Source organism: Oligoflexus tunisiensis (assembly GCF_001748245.1).
GTDB classification, from domain to species: Bacteria; Bdellovibrionota_B; Oligoflexia; order Oligoflexales; family Oligoflexaceae; genus Oligoflexus; species Oligoflexus tunisiensis.
In genome coordinates this window covers 2703262-2724088 of record NZ_BDFO01000001.1, presented here as the reverse complement: position 1 = coordinate 2724088, position 20827 = coordinate 2703262, and the positions used below count along the sequence as shown (strand labels likewise).

At 56.5% G+C, this 20827-nt stretch carries 15 protein-coding genes and 1 pseudogene; 12 read left to right on the top strand and 4 right to left on the bottom strand.

What is annotated here, in order from left to right:
* The first annotated feature begins 25 nt into the window (after window positions 1-25).
* The 7 genes from OLTU_RS11700 (at window position 26) to OLTU_RS11670 (ending at window position 7986) form a co-directional block, all read left to right on the top strand.
* Window positions 26-2218 carry a glycoside hydrolase family 15 protein gene (locus tag OLTU_RS11700; RefSeq protein WP_141732943.1) on the top strand — a complete coding sequence of 731 codons (2193 nt, stop codon included), beginning with the start codon at window positions 26-28 and terminating at the stop codon, window positions 2216-2218.
* Window positions 2215-3483: a sugar ABC transporter substrate-binding protein gene (locus OLTU_RS11695; RefSeq protein WP_176736539.1), complete on the top strand. Its 1269-nt coding sequence runs from the start codon at window positions 2215-2217 to the stop codon at window positions 3481-3483. Before OLTU_RS11700 ends, OLTU_RS11695 begins: the two co-directional genes overlap by 4 nt.
* A 30-nt stretch (window positions 3484-3513) precedes the next feature.
* Window positions 3514-4812, top strand: coding sequence for a carbohydrate ABC transporter permease (locus OLTU_RS11690; RefSeq protein WP_141732941.1), 1299 nt, complete (start codon window positions 3514-3516; stop codon window positions 4810-4812).
* A gap of 2 nt (window positions 4813-4814) precedes the next feature.
* Window positions 4815-5846, top strand: coding sequence for a sugar ABC transporter permease (locus tag OLTU_RS11685; RefSeq protein ID WP_141732940.1), 1032 nt, complete (start codon window positions 4815-4817; stop codon window positions 5844-5846).
* Window positions 5847-6028: 182 nt separating this feature from the next.
* Window positions 6029-6592 carry a hypothetical protein gene (locus tag OLTU_RS11680; RefSeq protein ID WP_141732939.1) on the top strand — a complete coding sequence of 188 codons (564 nt, stop codon included), beginning with the start codon at window positions 6029-6031 and terminating at the stop codon, window positions 6590-6592.
* 294 nt (window positions 6593-6886) lie between these two features.
* Window positions 6887-7654, top strand: a complete 768-nt coding sequence (locus tag OLTU_RS11675) for a hypothetical protein (RefSeq protein WP_141732938.1) — start codon at window positions 6887-6889, stop codon at window positions 7652-7654.
* Window positions 7654-7986, top strand: a complete 333-nt coding sequence (locus tag OLTU_RS11670; protein ID WP_141732937.1) for a hypothetical protein — start codon at window positions 7654-7656, stop codon at window positions 7984-7986. Before OLTU_RS11675 ends, OLTU_RS11670 begins: the two co-directional genes overlap by 1 nt.
* A gap of 189 nt (window positions 7987-8175) precedes the next feature.
* On the opposite strand, the gene OLTU_RS11665 is transcribed toward OLTU_RS11670, so the two are convergent.
* A complete protein-coding gene (locus tag OLTU_RS11665) occupies window positions 8176-9210 on the bottom strand; it encodes a Crp/Fnr family transcriptional regulator (protein ID WP_176736538.1) in 1035 nt (344 codons plus the stop codon).
* A 133-nt stretch (window positions 9211-9343) separates the two neighbouring features.
* Between OLTU_RS11665 and OLTU_RS11660 the strand changes: the two genes are divergently transcribed.
* Window positions 9344-10735 carry an aldehyde dehydrogenase family protein gene (locus OLTU_RS11660; protein ID WP_141732935.1) on the top strand — a complete coding sequence of 464 codons (1392 nt, stop codon included), beginning with the start codon at window positions 9344-9346 and terminating at the stop codon, window positions 10733-10735.
* 19 nt (window positions 10736-10754) lie between these two features.
* A pseudogene (locus tag OLTU_RS11655) lies at window positions 10755-11747 on the top strand (potassium channel beta subunit family protein).
* On the opposite strand, the gene OLTU_RS11650 reads toward OLTU_RS11655, so the two are convergent.
* The 3 genes from OLTU_RS11650 to OLTU_RS11640 all read right to left on the bottom strand — a co-directional run bounded on the left by OLTU_RS11650 (window position 11748) and on the right by OLTU_RS11640 (window position 15649).
* Window positions 11748-13712 (bottom strand): phospholipase D-like domain-containing protein, encoded by a 1965-nt coding sequence (locus OLTU_RS11650; protein ID WP_141732934.1) that lies wholly within the window; start codon window positions 13710-13712, stop codon window positions 11748-11750.
* An 89-nt stretch (window positions 13713-13801) separates the two neighbouring features.
* Window positions 13802-14344, bottom strand: coding sequence for a hypothetical protein (locus OLTU_RS11645; protein WP_141732933.1), 543 nt, complete (start codon window positions 14342-14344; stop codon window positions 13802-13804).
* Window positions 14345-14467: 123 nt separating this feature from the next.
* Window positions 14468-15649 carry a hypothetical protein gene (locus OLTU_RS11640; RefSeq protein ID WP_141732932.1) on the bottom strand — a complete coding sequence of 394 codons (1182 nt, stop codon included), beginning with the start codon at window positions 15647-15649 and terminating at the stop codon, window positions 14468-14470.
* A gap of 324 nt (window positions 15650-15973) precedes the next feature.
* On the opposite strand from OLTU_RS11640, the gene OLTU_RS11635 reads away from it, so the two are divergent.
* The 3 genes from OLTU_RS11635 to udp all read left to right on the top strand — a co-directional run bounded on the left by OLTU_RS11635 (window position 15974) and on the right by udp (window position 20827).
* On the top strand, window positions 15974-17281 hold the full coding sequence (locus OLTU_RS11635) for a vWA domain-containing protein (RefSeq protein ID WP_141732931.1): 1308 nt from the start codon (window positions 15974-15976) through the stop codon (window positions 17279-17281).
* A 74-nt stretch (window positions 17282-17355) separates the two neighbouring features.
* Entirely contained in the window at window positions 17356-19965 is a 2610-nt protein-coding gene (gene clpB / locus OLTU_RS11630; RefSeq protein ID WP_141732930.1) for an ATP-dependent chaperone ClpB, read from the top strand.
* Window positions 19966-20071: 106 nt separating this feature from the next.
* Entirely contained in the window at window positions 20072-20827 is a 756-nt protein-coding gene (gene udp, locus OLTU_RS11625) for a uridine phosphorylase (protein ID WP_439956691.1), read from the top strand.

Below are 20827 nucleotides of genomic sequence, written 5' to 3'. Positions count from 1 at the left end.
ATTTTGACAATCCAAGAGGATATTCATGCTTCGCTTGACGCTTGCTCGTGACCATTTGCTCTGCGGCTATGGAACCAACCTGGATCCCAGCGTCGATTTGAAATTTTCGGGAGAATCGACCGCCGGGGCGCGTCCCAGCATCTTTTTTGGACCCAGGCGCGACGCCTTGAATCTGATTACCAAACGCCTGCATCACGCCCTCGTGGTGCGACCCAAAACGCTGATGGATATGAGGCCCCGTCTGCATGTCCTGGCCTTTCCCGGGGGTGATCCCGAAGTCGCCCGCATCTGGCAGGAGCAGGCGCAGAGCCTGGCTCAGCAGATTCGTCCCAAGGTGGTGCTGGGCGAATGGCAACAGACGGCGAGCGTTTTGGAAGCGGATGCGGATATTTATCAGCAGGAATTCAGAAGCACCGGCGACCTTGCCCTCCAGTTGCGCGTGCACGCCTGCATCGAAGACGATGCCTTGCGGGAATCCTGGCAGCTGTCGGGACTGAATACCAGTGACTACGAAGCCTACCTCATCTACTGGTTTGAATCGGAAATCGGTGCCGGTCATCAGATGCAGTCCACGCTTTTTTATGAACCGGCGCGGGCACTGACCGCCTATCGGGGTCAGGTTTGTTTTGCCCTGCAGGCCCTGGAAGGCGACCAGAGTCTGCCCTTGGCCTTTGCAGAATGCGGCACCTGGCAGCATCAGGCGCGCACCGCCGGGCGTTTTGCGGATATCCTGCGAAGCATCTGGGCGCGGGATGAGCTGGTGGGCTTCTCCCAGGCGGGAACGCAAAAAAGCGTCTCGTCCTGGCTGCCACTGGAACCCAATTCCCTCGCGGCCCTCGGTCGCACCGATGGCATCATCGCCTGGCATGTGCCGGTGGAAGGCAGTTTTGAACTGCGCTTCCGTCTGACGGAAAACCTGGATCAGCTCATGCAGCCCATGAGCCCCATTGAAGAGGCCTTGCGTCAGGTCCGCGAGACCGATCAGACCTGGCTGCGTTCCCTGAAGAAGGCGCCGGCTCATGTTCCGGACCTGCAGCAAAAACAGTATCAGCGCACTCTCCTGACCTTGAAACAGATGCAGGATTCCACCGGCGGCATCATCGCGGCTCCGGAATTTCATTATGATCTGACCCATTGCGGGGGCTATGCCTACTGCTGGGGCCGTGATGCCGGCTTTATTTCCTATGCGATGGATGTGTGCGGGATGTTCAAGGAATCGGCGCGCTTCTATCGTTATATGCAGACCTGTCAAAGCGCAGACGGCAGCTTTTTGCATCGGCATGATATGGATGGCAACCTCGGATCGAGCTGGGGCCTTCTGCAGCCGGATGAAACCGCGAGCGTGGTCTTTGGTTTCTGGCAGCATGTGAAGCTGGCGGAAAACAAGGCTCTGGCCGAGGAACTGAAGCCCATGGTGGATAAGGCTGCGAACTGGCTCAGCAGCAGCCGGCATCCCCTGGATCCCGAGCTGCCCATTCCGGGTTTTGACCTTTGGGAGGAACGCGAAGGCGTTCATTACTATAGCGTCGCGGCGATGGCTGCCGGTTTGCAGGCCGCCATTGATCTTTATTCCTATATGCAGTGGCCGGTGCCCTCAGCCTGGACAAGCCGGGCGCGGGAGCTGGTGGCTCTCTGCAATTCCGAACGTTTCGTCCAAAACCATCGCTTCGCGCGCACTCTTCTGCGGCGCGTTTCCCCCTGGCAACGCAGCCTGATCGAGGAGCAGGGCGAAACGCTGAAGATGTATCGATCGCCAGCGGGACGACCGATTTATGCTTTGGAACAGGATTATGTCGTGGATATTTCGCAGGTGGCGGCGGTCTATCCCTATGAAGTTCTGGATCTGAAAAAACATCGCGCGGCTTACAATGAGCTTCTGGATGCCGTGATGCAAAGACTCTGGCGCGCCGAAGCCGGTGGCCTGGGACGCTATGAGGCCGATCATTATCGCGACGGCAATCCATGGATCCTCACCACCATCTGGCTGGCCCTGGCGGCCGTTTATCAACAGGATGATGAAAGCGGACCCAAGGAAAAGCAGTGGCAGGCGGCACGAACCGCCTGGCAATGGACCTTGCAGCATATTCCGGCCGAGGGCCAATTGCCGGAACAGGTGGATCCCAACTCGGGCCGCCCGTCCTGGGTGATGCCTCTGACCTGGTCGCATGCCATGTTTGCTTTGGCCATACAACAATTACCGAAAGAGGTGTATTCATGAAGCGGATTCTCATTCTTCCCAGCGCCCTCGCCTTCTTCGCTCTGACTGCAGGTGCCGTCCAGGCGGCTCCGGTGAAAATCAATTTCTGGGAACAAAGCCCACCGGATACCGGCGCCGAGATTGACAAGTGGATCACGGTCTTTCAAAAATCCAATCCGAATATTCAGGTTGTGCGTCAGCATTATGAAAACGAGGAGCTGCGGACCAAGTTTCTGCGTTCCTCGGTAACCGGTGATGGCGCGGATATCGTATCGGGTCCCAACGATGTGGCTGGAGTCTTTGCCACCGCCGGTGTGATTCAACCCGTGGATGGCATGATCAAGGCGGATCGCTTTACCCCCAAGTCCCTCGACATGGCCCGCATCAACGGCAAAGTTTGGGGTGTGCCGCTGAACGAAGGCAATCACCTGCTCCTTTATTACAACAAGGATCTGGTGAAAAACCCGCCGGCGAACACCAAGGACCTGATCGCCCAGGCCAAGGCCTTTACCAATGAAAAACAAAACAAATATGGTCTGGCCTTCTTCCAGTCGGAACCCTTCTGGTTCGTGAGCTTTCTGCACGGCTTTGGCGGTTCGGCTCTGCAGGTGAACGGCAAGGACGTGAAGGTCACGATTGATACTCCCGAAATGCAGAAGGCCCTGCAGTTCCTTGTTGATCTGAAGGACAAGGAGAAGATCCTGCCCAAGGAATGCAACGTGGACTGTGCCAAGTCCATGTTCCTGAGCGGCAACGCACTCTTCCATATCAGCGGCGACTGGGAACTGGTCACCTATGCCGAGAAACTGGGCGACAAGCTCGGCATCGCGCCTTTGCCGGTGATTTCGGAAACCGGCAAGCCCATGGCTCCCATGCTCGGGGGTCTTTTCCTCTATGTGAACGCCGGCACCAAGGATAAGGAGCTGGAGGCGACCAGAAAATTCCTGCAGTTCCTGACCAGCAAGCAGGTGCAGCTGCGCGTGGCCACCAAATTGAACAAGATTCCGGTCACGCTTGAAGCGCGGGCGGATGCAGCGGTGAAAAAGAATGCGATCCTGAATGCCTCGGTTAACGCCGCCGCCATTGCCCATCCCATGCCACCGCAGGTGGAAATGCGCGCCGCCTGGGATGGCATGCGCATCATGGTCCAGCGGGCTCTGTCCGGCAAGGAATCTGTGGCTCAGGCCGTGAAAACCGGCCAGAAGGCAGCGGATGAAGCCCTGAAAGGCATTCAACAGAAACCTGTGAACGAAACGGAAGCCAGTGCGGATGCCAGGGCAGGTTGATCACCTTACGAGAGGCAGGGAGGGACCGGAATGAACTTATCGATGATGCCTGCGATCCTTGAGCTTATGAAGCTCGGCCTGATCCTTCTGCTGCTCCTCGGGGCAGCGTTTGGCTACATGCTGATCAACTACAAGGTGTGGAACGACCGGTTCTATCTGCCGATCAAAATCATGTTCGGCATCAGCCTGGGTCTTTTCTTCAAGGCCGCGGGCTCCTCGTGGATGACGGCTGGTTTTGCCATGACCCTGCCCATTCTGGTTGGCCTCTATTTCAAATACCATTTGAAAGGTCGCTATGTGGCTGCCGCCTGGTTTTTGGCGCCAGCCGTCCTGGGTATCACCCTGCTCTTTGTTTACCCCCTGCTCTATGAATTTTTTCTCTCCTTTCATGACCTCAGTTTGAAAACCTTTGCCGACTGGATTCGAAAAGGGGAAGTCCCGCTGGCGGGAGCGTTTGGGCTTGAGAACTATTTTGAAGTCTTCCGCGATCGCGCCACCGGGCAGTCCTTTGTCGTGGTGCTCGGCCGCACGATCCTTTGGACTGTGGTGAATGTCGTCTTTCACGTGGGACTCGGTCTGGCTCTGGCGCTTTGCCTGAACACACCGGGCATGCGCGGCATGGGCCTTTATCGCACCATTCTGACTTTGCCCTGGGTCATGCCGCAGGTCATCGCCGTTCTGGTCTGGCGGGCGGATTTCAATGAAAGCGTGGGCTTCATCAACCAGTTCATCCAGGTCACCAATCAGCTCGTGTCCTTTGAAATCGGCGGGCGACTGATCGAACCTCTGACCTGGCTCGGCTTTCAAACCCGCAGCTGGTTTACCGATCCATCCGCTCTCTTCACCGCGGCCTGTATTGTCAATATCTGGCTCGGCATTCCCTTTATGATGATCAACGCCCTCGGGGCGCTGCAGTCGATTCCCAAAAGCGTTTATGAAGCGGCGCAAATCGATGGAGCGGGGACATTGAGCCGCTTCCGGCATATCACGTTGCCGCTTTTGAAGCCGGTGATGGTCCCGGCGTCGCTTCTGGGAGCGATCTGGACCTTCAATAATCTGAACGTGATTTATCTGATGACCGATCGCGGGCGTTACGAAGGGGCGGATATTCTGGTCACCGACCTCTTCAAACAAAGCTTCACCTATTACCGTTATGGTTTCGCGGCGGCCTATTCGTTCGTGATCTTTGCCATCCTCTGTGTTCTGACCTGGCTCCAGCTGAAGCTGACCGGCGAGAAAAAACCGGAGGACATCAAACCCCGCTCGAAACCCAAGGAAAAGGAAGCGCCTCTGGCACCCGGTACCAACTTCAGCTCTTCGAGGGTTTAACCATGAGCCGTATCGCCACGAGTTCCCTGCCGCGCCTGGCCCTTGTGCATGGCATTCTTCTGTTCGCCTGTGCGCTTTCCACCTTCCCCATCTTTCGGGTGGTGGCCATTTCCTTTCGCAATACCGATACGGTCAGTTCCATGGCCAGCCGCCCCTTTCCGCCACGCGGGGAGGCGACCGTTCTGGACTACCTGAAATTTATCGGCGATGCGATCGTGCCGAAGGATTTGATCGATGCGATGCGTCAGCCGCCTGCGGCCCCGTCCGAGGCCACCGCACCGGAGGAAACCCCGGCTCCTGCCGCGGATGATCCCTTCGCCGAGCTGGATGCCGCCAGCGCCGAGACAGGTCCCCGCGCCTGGTACTCCAACTACACCGACCTTTTCACCCGCCATCTGTTTTTGCAGTGGATTTATAACAGTCTGATCATTTCCATATCAGCCTCGCTGATCGGCGTTTTTCTGGCTGCGACCGCGGCCTATGCGTTCGCCCGCTTTGATTTTCCCGGCAAACGCTTTGCGTCTGGCTTCATGTTTATGACGCAGATGATTCCGGCACCGCTCATGATCATTCCGGTTTACCTCGTGATCAAGAGTTTGAATCTCGGAAATTCCTATGCGGGTCTGGTCATTGCCATGTCGGTGACCACCCTGCCCTTTTCGATCATGGTGCTCAAAGGCTATTTTGAAACCGTGCCGAAGAGTTTGGAAGAGGCCGCTCGGGTCGATGGCTGCAGCGCCGCCTCAGCCTTTTTCCGCATCCTCCTGCCTCTGTCGACCCCGGCCCTGGCCATTGCCTTTCTCTTTTCCTTTACCTACGCCTGGAGCGAATTTCTGCTCGCCTCCACGCTGATCGATGATGTGTCCCTGCGTCCCTGGACCCTGGGTCTCATGGAATTCAGTGGCAGCTACGACGCCCGCTGGGGTCTCTTTGCCGCCGGTTCGGTGGTGATTGCCCTGCCGAGCATGGCTCTCTTTCTTTATTCGTCCCGGTTTGTGGTTTCCGGCCTGACGGTCGGTTCAGTGAAAGGCTGACCTTTATCAGTCAGACTGCTCCAAACTGCGGGCGGGCATAAGGCAGAATTATACATAAAGCCCCAAAAAATCATGGGCTTAAACAATTATTACACGCCGTATTGACACCAGCATGCGGTCCGCCTATAAGGCCTTCAGCAAGGACTCTTGGGGAGTCCTTTCACCTCCATGCTGGGCCTTTTATGCTGCTGCTGACCAACCCCTTCCGAATGATCCTTGTCCTTTGGTTTCTGCTCGTCCTTGTGAGCTGTGGTGAGGATCACGTGAACTACGATACGAGCACCTACACGCCACCGGCCAACCTCTATATCGATCCCGACCTGAAACCGCACCTCGATGCGTACATCGCGGATGCTGCGGCAGCTGGCGTGCCGGTTTCCGAAGAGACGCTTCAGGATTTCAAAGGACTGATGTGGACCGATCACGTCAACATCCAGGCAGCACCGGACGCGACCCTGCTCGGTCATTGCCAAAGACGGCCCGGCCTGCGCTTTGTGGAAATCCTGCGCCCGAACAGCGAAGGCAAGGCGGGAACCACCCTGGTGGATGCCATCACACTCAAGATCATGGTTTATCATGAACTCGGTCATTGCCTGCATGATTTCTCGGGACACACGAGTGGCAGGAGCGCCGCGGTGATGAACGCGTATCTGCAGCCGGCCCGTTACTTCGATTTGGGTGGACTCCTGCGCGATCATTTTCAAATGCTGAAGAAAATGCAGGACGATCCTTCGTTCCGTCCTTGAATCCTTCCTAAAAAACACCGGTGTCCGAAGCCCTTGCCCTTCTGCGTCCCCGGTGCCTTTCTTAATTTTGACTTGCTCGCAAGCAGCGTGAAATCGGCCCCCACCCTCTGCTACAATTCAGCCAAATCGAATCCCTAAATTTTCGCGTGACAAAGACGACCTGGATTGTTTTAATTGAGCAAAGTTTAAATGGAATGTTCCTGTCCGATGCGAACCGCAAGCCGCGCGCTGCAGGTTTTTATCCAGGATCTTTGCCGAAGGTCGGTTTCGCACCTCGTAAAAGGAGTTGTTGCGATGGCATCCAAAACGCTTTTGGCGGAGCTTCAGGCAGCACTCGCCAGCTATTTGGACAATCATAAGAATCTCAGCATTCAATCGATCTCGAACAAAACGGGCGTGAGTTATTCCACGATTCGCCGCATTTTGCAAAACGAGGCGAACGATGTTCGGGATGAAACAATACTTTCGCTGATTCTTGTCGTGATGCCGCAAGCCCAGCGCCTGCAGTTTTTGCAAACCCATTACCCGGCGCTCGGCGCCCTGCTCAAGGAAGCCCAAAGTCAGCCGGCCGAGGAACCCGGGCTTGATCACTTCAAGCTGCGCATGTATCGCTTCAAAGACCCGCACAATTATATTTTGAAGATGGCTCTCACCGCGCATGGCACCACCCGCAAGGATGTGTTTCGTATCCTCGGCGAGCGGGGCGTGACGGCACTGGATGAGATGCTGGAAGACAAGTTCCTGTTTGAGGATCGCAATAACCGCGTGAGTCATCCCTCCCGCGGCTCCTTTATCATGAATGCCGATGACATCCTGCATCAGATCAAGAAGGATGCTGATTACTACGATAAGTCCCTGGTTGGTTCCCAGTTCGCGCGTCTGGCCCACCTTTCCGCCTCGCTGAGTCTGTCGGCGTACAAGGAGCTGATCGAACTGGTCAGTGAGTTTGCCAAAAAAAGCGATCGTTTGAAGGAGGCCTCGCAGAACCAGGGAGCCATACCAGTCTTTATTGACATTATGGTCAATACTTATGACCGAGCATCCCTAACAGGAGTCAGTTGATGCGCGCAGCCATTTATGCTCTGATGACCACCCTATGGTTCACCGCCAGTCCGGGCTTCGCCCGAAATGGCGAAACCGGCATTTTGATCATGCTTCAAACCTTTGAGTTTGTCCAAAATGAGCAGCATGAGGTCACCACGCTGGTGCTCTGCAGCGGGGATCTGGCTCGCATCAGTCATCTTTTGGAAGAAGGTTACGTCACCAGCATTTATCTGCCGGGTTATGGCGTCTATGAAATCGAGGCTACGCCAGAGGGTGAGATCAAGCTCCACCAGAACAACATAGGCATCCAGTCCCGGGAATGTTACCTCACCGCCGACACCAACTGCTGAAACCCAGCGTTTCCCGCAAAAAACTTGGGCCTGCGTTCGGCAGGCCCACAAAACCAAGAGATCAAACCTCAACCTTGGGATCATGGGAAGACCTTGGCCTTCCATCCTTCCGGCTATCGTCTTTCTTCAGCGATAGAGCCATTAAATGCGAGGCACCAGCCGAAGTCAAACACGATTTCCGGCCGGCCGTCACGACGCCTGTTTTTCATCCTCGGCTTCGAAATCCGCATTGGGATCGGACCGGAGCCGTTTGATGGTGTTGATCGCAATCAAAGTGCGCGTCATCATCGTCGGATGAAACGTCAGAGTCGTTTTTTCGCCGGCTTTCTTCAGCTGCAAAAGACCGAGTTTTTCTGCGGATTCAATACTGACTTGATCAAGAGGGAGCTTGACCAGGGGTTCGAATTTTTCCGCCAGCTCCGCGAGCTCGATGCTGAAGTTCTTTGTGATATCCCCACCGGTCTTCTGAACATAGGAGCTGAGGCCAAACAGCACGCGGCGCTGCTTGAAAGGAATCGAGGACTGCACGAGGCGGCGATTCTTGCCGGACTTTGCGCTGTGCACGAATTCCGAGTACCACTTGAGGCGCAGGGCGCCGGTCAGCGACAGAACCTCCTTGCCGTGATCCTGTTCGATCTCGACTTTCATCAGGCCGGTATTTTTAAAGATGTCGAGCACGCGATTGAGCTGGGATCTTTGATAGCCAAGGCAGCTTTCGATCAGTGATACGAGCTCATCGAGCACGATCATCTCGCGGCCATCAGGGAATTTTTTCGCCTTGAATCGCCCGAGTTCAGCCAGACAGTCGGCCACCTGCGTGGAGATGAGCAGAGGATCCAGCACGTGATCCATCAGATCGCTCTTTTCGTTGTAGGTCCTGGCGAACTGCTCATTCATCTGCCCGAGGCGCTGGGCAAATTCCTTGAGCACGACCTGCACCCATTTCGGCAGTTTGGCCAAGGGGTCCGGCATGCCGTCCCTTCGTTCTATCATCTGACCTTCGACATGAGTGCGTGCGCGGGCCGAGGCCAGGCGACGGCCGTGACTGAAAAAGGTGAGGACCCCCACCACTTCCCCTGCGTTCTGCACGGTCAGGATCACTTCGCCCTGCGGCGTGTCCTTGAACACTTCCACGCTGCCTTCCTTGATCATCAGCATGGATTTGCTTTCATCGCCCTGTTTGAAGATCATTTCGCCTGGTTTGTAGGTTATGAGCTCGTCCATCGTATTTTCCTCATTGGCATGGAACCATCTTAGCAAAAAAACGCCGATCGATCGACGCCAGCCTAACATATTGCATGAGACAGAGGGACGAACCTATTCTACGGGCTGAAGTGTGCAGGAAAGGAGCCTCCTTATGAAAGAATGCAGCGTGCGATCCCCCTTTGATCAAAAGGTCCTCGCCACGCTTCCGTTCGACCGTGAAGCGGACGTTGAAGCGCGTGTGGAGGCCGGTTACCGCCTGAGTCAGAAGCCTCAGAGCTGGACCAAGGACAAACGCCTGAGCTTTCTGCAGTCTGTGGCGGCCGCGCTCGCCAAGGACAGCGATGCGTATGCGCAGCTGATCGCCACGGAAGGCGGCAAGCCCTTGCAGGACGCGAAAGTGGAGGCCATGCGAGCGGTCCAGACCATTCAGGCGACCATCGCGGCCCTCTATGAATGGCACGGTACGGAAATTCCCATGGGTCTGAGCGCCGCCACGAGCGAACGCTGGGCCATGACCCGCCGGGAACCGCGCGGACTCGTGCTGGCCATCAGTGCCTTCAATCATCCCTTGAATCTGATCGTGCATCAAGTGATCCCCGCGCTGGCCGTGGGCTGCCCCGTCCTGATCAAGCCGTCTCTGAAAACGCCGCTGACCTGTCAGCGTTTCCTTCAACTCCTGAATGACTGCGGTTTGCCGGAGTCCTGGTGCCAGTTCCTCCTCATCGAGGATACGCTCACCGAAAAACTTGCCGCCGATCCCCGGGTCGCAGTGCTGTCTTTCATCGGTTCGGCTGCGGTCGGCTGGAAACTCAGACGCCAGCTTGCGCCCGGTTCCGTCGCAATTTTGGAACATGGCGGCACGGCCCCTCTGGTTCTGGCCGAAGATGCTGACCTTGACCAGGCGATTCCTCTGATCGTCAAAGGCGGAACCTACCATGCCGGTCAGGTTTGTGTGTCCGTGCAGAACGTCTTTGTCCCTAGGCAGCTGCGGGATGCCTGTCGGGAACGGCTCATCGCCGCCTTGCAGAAACTCGGAACCGGTGATCCCCTGGATCCGCAAACGGATGTCGGTCCTTTGATCCGTCCTCAGGAAGCGGATCGCGTGCAAAGCTGGATCGTGGAAGCCACGACCGGCGGCGGCCGACTCCTCTGCGGTGGCGAGCGTTTGAGCGCGAGCTGTCTGACACCCGCGCTGGTGGAGGAGGCGCCGCGCACCTGTTCCTTTTACAAGGATGAAATCTTCGGCCCCGGTCTCGGTCTTTATGCTTACGATGACCTCGGTGCCTGCATCGAACGCATCAATGCGAGTCGCTTCGCCTTTCAAGCGGCGATCTTTACGCAGAACATGGCGAAGACCCTCCAGTTCGTGCAGCAGGTGGACGCCAGTACGATCCTGGTCAACGACCACACCGCCTTCCGCGCGGATTGGATGCCCTTTGGTGGGCGCAAGGAATCGGGGCTCGGCGTCGGCGGTATCCTGCCGAGCATGATGGAACTCAGCCGCGAAAAACTGGTGATCCTGAGGTCGCCTTACACCCTCTGAAGCTTCACAAGGAAACAGTATGCAGTATCGTCGATTGGGAAAGTCCGGGCTTAAGGTAAGTGAACTGTCCCTGGGTTCCTGGGTGACCTTTCATAATCAGGTGGACTATGAAAAAGCCAAATATCTGATGAGCGTGGCCTATGAAGCCGGCGTGAACTTTTTTGATAATGCCGAAGCCTATGCGAGCGGCCAGGCGGAGGTCATCATGGGCCGGGTGCTGCGCGACACCAACTGGGGCCGCGACACCTATATCGTATCGTCCAAGGTCTTCTGGGGCGGGCAAAGGGCCACCCAGCGCGGGTTGAGTCGCAAGCATGTCCGCGATGCCTGAGATGCCGCTTTGAAGCGACTGGGCGTGGATTACCTCGATCTTTACTACTGTCACCGGCCCGATCCCACGACGCCTGTTGAGGAAACCGTGCGCGCCATGCACGAGCTGATCATGCAGGGCAAGGTCCTTTACTGGGGCACCTCCGAATGGAGCGCCCAGCAGATTTTTGAAGCGCATGGCATCGCGCGGGAATTCCATCTCACGCCACCCACGATGGAACAGCCTCAGTACAACATGTTTCATCGGGAACGTTTTGAAGCGGAATACGCGCGGGTGTTTTCCGAATTGGGTTACGGCGCCACCATCTGGTCGCCGCTCGCGTCCGGAATTTTGAGTGGCAAGTATAACCTCGGCATTCCTCCCGAATCACGCATGACCCTGAAAGGTTATGAATGGCTGCGGGGGGAACTGGAATCGCCGGAAGGTCAGATGCGCATCATGAAGGTGCGTGAGCTGGAAAAACTCACGCGTGAGCTGGGCATGAGCATGGCACAGATGGCTATCGTATTTTGTTTGAAGAATCGCAACGTCAGCTCAGTGATCCTGGGGGCTTCACGTCCGGAGCAGCTGCTGGAAACACTCAAGGCCGGCGAACTGCAAAACCGCATGGATGACAAGGTCCTGGATGTGATCGAAGGCATCCTGCAGAACAAGCCGATCGACCCCAACGCACCGATGTGATCACAGTTTGCGGCACTTGGGACGACCCAGTTCGTCCTGCACGACCTTCGCCGGAATCAGGAGCCGCAGGCGATCGGCGTCGGCGGCCAGGATATTCTTCAGGACATTGCGCTGGGGGGCTTTGGCCGGAAAGGCCTTGCCACCCTGCAGAATGAAACCCGGCTGACAGGCTTCCGCCTGCGGATCACAGCCGGCCGCCTCCTGACGTGCCTTCAGATAACGCACGACCTCGGCCGACGGTTCCGCCTCGCCCAGCCAAACCTTGTGGCTGACCGTAAGAAAATCATGATTCCAGAGGCGATCGAACTGTCTTGCGGATTCCGACGCCAGCGCGGGATCATCGACCCAGACCGCATATTCACGAAAACCGCCGGCCCAGGTCAGGGCATCAAGATCCGCGCTGCCGAAGAGGGCGAGGCGGCCATCAATGATGATGGTCTTGGCGTTCAGAGCCTGGACGAGGTCACTGCGATCGCTGCGACCAAATTTTTGGGACGGATGAAGCGGCAGAAACCATTTGATGGGCAGTTCGCTTTCCTTGATGATGCGGCCGCTGTCATCGACGAGCTGTTTGGATTCGCGCCCATCCACGAGACGGCGTGGCGCCTCCGCGAGCATATAGGGCAGCACCGCATTGCCGAGAGCGCTCAGACGGGTCTGCTGATCCAGGATGATGCGCACCTTTACGCCGCGGGCCATCGCTTCCTTCAACGCCATGGCCAGGGGCCAGTTGTAGGCGACGCGGCCATGGATATCGATGCTGCGTTCCGCGGCCATGATCTGCGGTATGATGCTGGTATCGAGGTTGCGAATCTCATCATTGGCACTGACCTGGAGCGGCTGGACGCTCACCCAGCCTTGACCTTTGATCAGGGTTGGTGTCGTCCGCAGGGTTTCGAGACGCTGCTGCACCGACTGCAAAAGTTTTTCATCGTCCGCATTCAGGCGTTTGGTTTTCTTCGCCTGATCCGCTGCCCAGAAAAGATCGCTCTGATAATGCAAAAGGGTTACGACGGCCGCCGGGCCACGGATCACCACGCCCTGATCGGGATAAAATGAACCCGCGGAATCCACAAGGTTGCGTGACGTGACGAGGACATGCGGCTTGAGATTCGCATACTCGTCGGGCGACTTCGTATAAAGTCCATCGATGATCATGATCTTGCTGTGATCGCTTTTGCCGTCTACCGACGTGATCAGATCCATCAGACCGGAAAGCGTGCCCCCGAGTTTTTCCAGGCCCACAGGCAGCGATGAGGCCCGCTGCGGCGGACGGATATTGGCGTCCAAAGCGACGAATCGAGGATGCTTCAGGGAAAACTGCTTCGCTGCCTGCCAGAGTGGATCCATTTCGTTGCCGACCGAAAACTTGGAGACGTTGTCGTGCAGAAGGACCACCTCGACCCCGCGGTCGGCGGCGGCTCCCAGGTCATGCAGGATATCGGCGCCCCAGCTGCCGCCGAGCATAAAGATATCCATCACGATATTATGCTGCGCGCCGCGAATGAGATCCTTGAGGGTGCTGGCCATGGCACTTTCCAGGATGGGATTGTCCTGGTTGAAAGGCAAAGGCTGATCGAAGTTTTGAAAGACCTTACCGGCCATATCCGGAGTGAAACGATCGGCCTTGCCGAGCCAGTCGCGATAGATGCGATGGTAGGTGGAGAGGGCCAGGGTATCGGCATCATTGCCGGCACCGGGACCGAAGAGATCCTGGGTATCGTTGATCCATTCCACATCGTTGCAGGGGATCCAGGGAGACTGATCGCGTTTGCGGGCTTCCTCAGGACCGGGATAAAAGCCATCGGCCGTGCAGCTGGTATCAGGCTTCAGCCATGACTGCAAAGTGATCGGTTCCTGGCAATTGGTCTGCAAGGAATTCAGTTCGACTGCAACGGGACGAACAGTCTTGCAACTCAGAGGGACGAGGAGACTGATGAAGAGTCCGCAGTAAAGGCTTCGCACGTGTGGCTCCGCATGCTCAAGAGGGAATGATTCATGATAGAGTGGATCCCACGTGCGAACAAGGTTTTTGCAAAAGAATCAAAAGGCACTTAAAAGCCGAGGCTCAGCGCGAGACCGATGTCATCAAGGTCCTCATGGGCCTTGTCATGGGCCGCTTTCACTTCCACTTCCTGCAGGCCCTTGACCAACCAGAAATTCAGAGCCGCACCGCTTTCGAAGGGCAGACCGAGACCGATTTTAAAACGCAGGCCGCGCACCGCGAGGTCAGCCGTCTGTCCGCCTTCGGTTTCCGCTGTTCCTTTGGAAACCAGGGAATAGGAGGCGCCGGCCAGGAACTCCAGGGTTTCCAGTGGCGCCACAAAGCGAATCTCAGGACCGAACTCGCGATCATCCGCTTTGGAATCAACTTTTAAGTCATCATTGGAAATATCCCAACGGGTGGTGCTGAGATAAGGTCCCACGGCAATCGCATCATTGAGGTCAAAGAGATAGGAAAAACCCAATTCTGTCCCGTTCCAGTCGACATTATTCACCTGGCCCTTGCGCGCCGTGACATTGAAATCCAGGGTATTGGCCCAGACGGATGAGGTTACGGTCAGAGCCAGGCAGGTCAGCAGCATCTTGGACAGCATGAGGAACTCCAGTTGGTGAATCCAAAGACAAGACCGAGGCAGCTTGCAAGCTTGATGCCTCGGTCTCTGTTCCATGAAATCAGGGATTTGTCTGGAGCTTCGGTGTCATGCCCACGACCAGCTTCAGGGCATGGCGACGACCCTGTTTAAATAATCCGTCAGGGTTTTGATCTGTTCGCGCGTGAGGGCCATGTTCTTGGGCATGCTGCCATTGGCGATGCTCTGGGCAAAGGCGGCCGCGCTGGCCTTCACGCTGGGAAAGGTTTCCGCACCGACGTGACAAGGGGTGCAGTAGGTCTTGAGCAGCGGCTGCACGGTATTGATAAAGTAAGGGTCCAGAGCCGGATCCGCATTGATATCCACGCTCAGCTTCAGGGGATTTTGTTCAAAGATTTTCCCAGCCATGAGTTCAAAGGTGCGGCCGACATAGGCGAAACCACCGTCCGCTTCCGCGCTGACGAGCATCGCAAGGTCGGTGGGATCCTCACGCAAAACTCCGGCGATGTCCACCCGGAAGCTGCTGATCACCCAGCGCCAGCGATCCTCTCCCGCCTTGCGAAGCAGCAGAAGATATTCGGGGGCCAGAAACCAGAACGCCTCCTCATCCTGCATGAGGCCGGCCGAGGCTATGGGCACGGGAGTCCCATCGCGCATTTTGGGAAAATCGAGGGCAATGACCCGCGCTCTGTCACCGTCCAGCAAGACGATATTGGTTCGCTTTTCGCTGGCCAGGATCATGCGCTGCGGCCCGGCGTAGAGCACGCGTGGTGGATTTGCGGGATCCTTCATCAGATCCGGCACGATGTTGACGAGAGTCAGTTGGCTTGGATTTTGGGAAAGAGTCGAAGGAAAGCCCAGATTATTCCTGCCGACGAGCCAGAAGTTTTGATTTTCCAAAACATAGAGGCGTTCCCCTTCGGGCGGGCTCAGGTCCAGCGACAGGCGACTGAGAACCCCGCCCTGGGTTTCATCGAGCAGCCAGGTTTGTTTGGATTTGCCAAAGACGAGGGTCCGGTTCGCATCGATTTTGTGAATTGCGAAAATATCCTGCATCCAGCCTGCTGGCAGAGTGCTTTGATCAACCTCGGCCGCCAGACTTAACGATGGGATAACGTTGCCATCGAAGACGACGGCCTGGTTGGGATCGCTCGACATGATGATGGTGTCCTCGGTGGTCACCTCTTCATCCTGTGGAACGGCGGGCTGAACATAGAGGTGGGCCCGGCCACGCACCGTTTCCTGGCCTGGGCCACAAGCAGTCACCAGGAGCGCGCACCACAGGGCGCGTCTCTTAAAAAAGTCCATTGGTCCCCCCTAACTTTGCATGAAAGCTACGGTTCTATCGGACCTGCCCCTCGGGAGCCTAAACTTTCTGCGCGTACGTTTTTGGGACCGCCCAATACCTTATTCACATCAATATGTTACAAATTCTTACAAAGCGGTAAGTGCATTCAAGGCGGCCGGCAGAATCACGGTAAGAATTGTCTTTTTCCTCGACACGAGGCGCGCAGAAATCTTACGTCTGCGAAAATAGGGCGCAAAACTGCTGAAGTTTTTCGTGGTACACCCATTGCACATGGGCTGCCAAGCACCTGCTGTAGCCGTACCTCGTTAGAAGTGAGATGCACCATGAAGCTGATAGGACTGATTCCCCTGCTCGCGTTGACCCTGCTCATCGCCCACTGTGGCGGCAGTAAATTCAAGGCCGGATCGGCAAGCGCAACCGGCTCTCCTCCGTCCCTGGCTTTTGATGAAACTCCTTTGGACATTTCCAAACTTCCGAACAATTTGGATACCCGTGACAGCGGCGGCCCTATTCCCGGCACGTCCACGCTCGTGGAAAGTCCCTCGGATCTGAGCTGCGAAATGAGCTCGGAAAAAACGATTCGGGTTTCGCCGGAAGAGAACGCGGACATCAAGGTTCAAAATGATGCGCGCGTGGTGATGAACGTCAAAGGCCGTTTCTGTCCGACTGTCTCGGATAACCTGACCGTGCTCTTCATCATCGACTTCTCCGGATCCATGGGTCCCAACACACCGGATCCTGGCAGCATGAGCTTTCAACCGGCCACGGGCAATGATCCGCGGACCATGGTGGGCAATGTGAAAAGCTGCGGTCGCCTGCAGGCGGTCGAAGCGATCCTCGCCAAATTCAAGGCCGGGGATAAGGTGAATGTCGGCACGGTGACCTTTGCCAGCAATATCGTGCGTTCGCACACCACCGCCCCGGTGGATGCGGAAACCTTCAAAAGCACGCGTCTCGACGAGGCCAGCAAGCTCAGCAATTTCTGTAGCTATATTCCGCCCGATCCGAGTTATGCGAATCAGGAGATGGCAGTGAATAACGCCAACGTCTCCGGCTCCACCAACTATGCGGCGGCATTTGATCAGGCTTATGATTTCCTGCGGAATGTGAAGGGCCGCAAGGCGGTTTACTTCATTACCGACGGTCGCCCGACAGCGGGTGGCGGGGATCCCGTGGCAGCTGGACGCAATGCTGCAGCGAAGCTCAAGACGATTGAGAACCTCTTTTTCAACGCGTTCTTTCTGCAGAACAAGCAGTCCGGATTGCAGGAGGATAAGCAGGGCTTCGATAACCTCGTGCAGACCATCGGCGCTCCGGAACGTGTGGTGCGGGTCGATTCCGCAGCCCAGCTGGCCGTGGAAGTGGGCAAGGATCAGGCGGTGAGCTTCGATCCCACGCAGATTTCTGCGACGCTGACGGTCGAGCCTTACGAACCGGAAGCGGATTTGAAAGTTCTGAGTTTTGCTCAGGATGCGGCGAACCCGAAAGCCTGGGTTTTTGAGACGCAGACCTTTGTCCTTCTGGGCAAAGGGGATGATGTATATCCGCATGTGGTGAAAGTTGCCGCCAAGGCCAAGGATGGGACGATGCATACGAGTTTGGTGAGGATACTGTATCAAAAGTCGTTGTGACCTGGGGACGGCTCCTTGACAAAGTTCGAAGACGACTCAAGTTTGTCGGAGAACGAGGCAGGAAGGAGCCACCTATGGACTTCAATCGATTTACAGAGCGGACTCAGCAAGCCATTAAAGAGGCTCAGAATTTTGCCATAGCGCAGGGGCACAGCGCCGTTGACGCAGAGCATGTTCTGAAGGCCCTTTTGGCTCAGGAAAACGGTATTATTCCCAAGCTGATTCAAAAGCTTGATATCCCCTTGGATCGACTGACGAGAATGGTCGATCAGGAAATCCAAAAAAAGCCCCGGGTTTCCGGTTCAGGCTTTGATCCGGAAAAAATATACATCGCCCAGAATCTATCCGCCCTGCTGGCCAAGGCCGAGCAAACGGCGAAAAAACTCAAAGACGACTATGTCTCCGTTGAACACGTCTTTCTTGAAATCATCCGCACCGGCGAGCAAACGCCAGCGGGTCGAGTGCTGAAAGAATTCAACCTGACCGAACAGCGTTTTCTGGAAGCGCTCACCGATCTGCGCGGCAATCAGCGGGTGACCAGTTCCAATCCCGAAGCCACCTATGATGCCCTGAATCAATACGGGATCGACCTCGTGGCGGCCGCGCGAGCCGGGAAACTGGATCCGGTCATCGGCCGTGATCAGGAAATCGCCCGCGTGGTGCGTATCCTGAGCCGCAAGACCAAGAACAACCCCGTCCTCATCGGTGAACCCGGTGTGGGGAAAACGGCGATTGCGGAAGGTCTGGCGCAAAGGATCGTGCGCGGTGATGTACCCGAGGGTTTGAAGGATCGTGCCATCTTCTCGCTCGATATGGGTTCGCTGATCGCGGGCGCCAAGTATCGCGGTGAATTTGAGGAACGCCTCAAGGCCGTCTTGAATGAAGTGAAAGCCAGTGAAGGCCGCATCATTCTCTTTATCGACGAGATTCATACCATCGTCGGCGCCGGCAAGGCCGAAGGCTCGATGGACGCCGGCAACATGCTCAAGCCCATGCTCGCCCGCGGGGAACTGCACTGTATCGGGGCCACCACCCTTGACGAATATCGCAAGTATATCGAGGCCGATGCGGCTCTGGAACGACGCTTCCAGCCTGTGATGGTCGATCAGCCCTCGGTCGAGGATACGATTTCGATCCTCCGCGGCCTGAAGGAACGCTTCGAGCTTTATCACGGCATTCGCATCAAGGATAGCGCCCTGGTCGCCGCGGCCACACTCTCCGACCGCTACATCACCGATCGGTTTCTGCCCGACAAGGCGATCGACCTGATCGATGAATGCGGCGCCATGATCCGCACCGAGATCGACAGCGTGCCCGAGGAACTGGACAAGAAACGCCGGAACCTTATGCGCCTGGAAATCGAGGAAGCGGCTCTGAAGAAGGAAAAGGATGAGGGCAGCAAAAAGCGCCTCGAAGCCCTGCAGATGGAACTGCAGGATCTTCGCAAGGAGACCAAACTGCTCGAAGATCAGTATGAAAACGAAAAGAACCAGCTCAAGCGCGTGCAGGATATCCGCCGCGAACTCGAACAGCTGGGCATTCAACTCCAGCAGGCGGAACGCAACTACGATCTCGATAAGGCCGCTCAGCTGCGTCACGGTCTGATTCCGGAAACGGAACGGCGCCTGAAGTCTGCGGAAGAGGAAGCGCGCGGCAAACGCAACACGACCCTTCTGCGTGAAGAGGTTTCCGAAGCGGAAGTGGCCCAGGTGATCAGTCGCTGGACCGGCATTCCCGTGGAAAAACTGGTCGCAGGCGAACGCGAGAAACTTCTGCACCTCGACGAGGCTCTGCATAAGCGCGTGGTCGGCCAGGAGGAAGCCGTCCAGGCCGTGGCGGATGCCATCATCCGGGCCCGGGCGCAGATCAAGGATCCACGCCGTCCCATCGGTTCGTTCATCTTCCTCGGCCCTACGGGTGTGGGGAAAACCGAGCTGGCCAAGACTCTGACCGAACAGATGTTTGATACGGCCGAGAATCTGATCCGTATCGATATGTCCGAGTATATGGAAAAACATGCGGTTTCACGCCTGATCGGGGCGCCTCCGGGCTACGTGGGCTATGATCAGGGCGGGCAGCTGACGGAAGCCGTGCGCAGGAAACCTTACTCGGTTGTGCTGTTTGATGAGATCGAAAAAGCGCACCCGGAAGTGTTTAACATTCTGCTGCAGCTCCTGGATGATGGTCATCTGACCGACAATCAGGGGCGCAAGGTGAACTTTAAGAACACGATCATCATCATGACGAGCAACATCGGTTCGCAGTATCTGATCGAAGGCATTCAGTCCGACGGTCACCTGAAGGAATCGGCGGTGGAGAAGGTGCATGCGGAATTGAAAGCATCCTTCCGTCCTGAGTTCCTGAACCGGGTGGATGATATCGTTCTGTTCAAACCTCTGCAGATGCAGCAGATCACCAAGATCGTCGAGATCATGGTCGGCGAACTGCGGAAGCGTCTGGAAGAACAGAGTGTGCGTCTGGAGCTTTCGCCTGAGGCCAGCGAGTTTATCGCCAGGTCCGCCTATGACCCGGTCTATGGCGCCAGGCCTCTGAAGCGTTACATCCAGAAGGAAGTGGAAAACAAGGTGGCTCGGCAGATCATTGCCGGAAGTATCAAACCAGGTGATGTTCTGAAGATCCAGCTCAAGGATGGCCAGCTTGCGTTTGAGACAGCGACTGGCTGAACGATTGAAGTGAAAGTGCTCCTGCCCCCCGGATCCCATATGGTTCGGGGGGCTTTTTTTTGCCTGCACCACGGGCTATGATAGGCTTTTGTTTTTCAAGGAGCCCATCATGATTGGCAAAGTTTTTCACCTCGGTCTCGACCGGGACCAGCTGCAGCATATCGACATCGCCTTCCTTCCCGGTGACCCGGGGCGTGTGCCGAAGATCGCCGGATATCTCGAAAACCCCAGGGATTTGGCCTTTCACCGTGAGTATCGCTCCATGCGCGGCACGCTGCATGGGCAGGAAGTTCTGGTCTGCTCCACGGGAATTGGCGGACCTTCCACGGCGATTTGTGTGGAAGAGCTGGCCATGCTCGGCATCAAACGCTTTGTTCGCATTGGCACCACCGGGGCCTTGCAGGATGCCATCAATCCCGGAGATGTGATCATTCCGACTGGTGCTGTCCGACTGGATGGGGCGTCGCGACATTTGGCACCACTTGCCTTTCCAGCTGTCGCGGATTTCCGCCTCGTTCAAAAGCTGGTCCAGGGGGTGGAACGCCAGCAGTATCCCTATCACCTGGGCGTTTGCGCCTCGAGCGACACCTTCTATCAAGGTCAAAATCGACATGATTCTTTTAAAAAAGGCTGGGTGCACCGGGAAATCGCCGAGCAGTTGCAAGAAATGAAGAACCTCAACGTCTTGTCCTTCGAGATGGAAGTTGCCACGCTTTTGACCCAATGTGCAACATTTGGCCTGAGCGCTGCAGCCGTATTGGGTGTGCTGGTCAACCGGAATCGCGCGGAATTTCCCGACGCGGCCCAGCACGCCCAAATTGAAGATCGTGTGATACGTGCAGCCCTCAGCTGCCTGGGATAA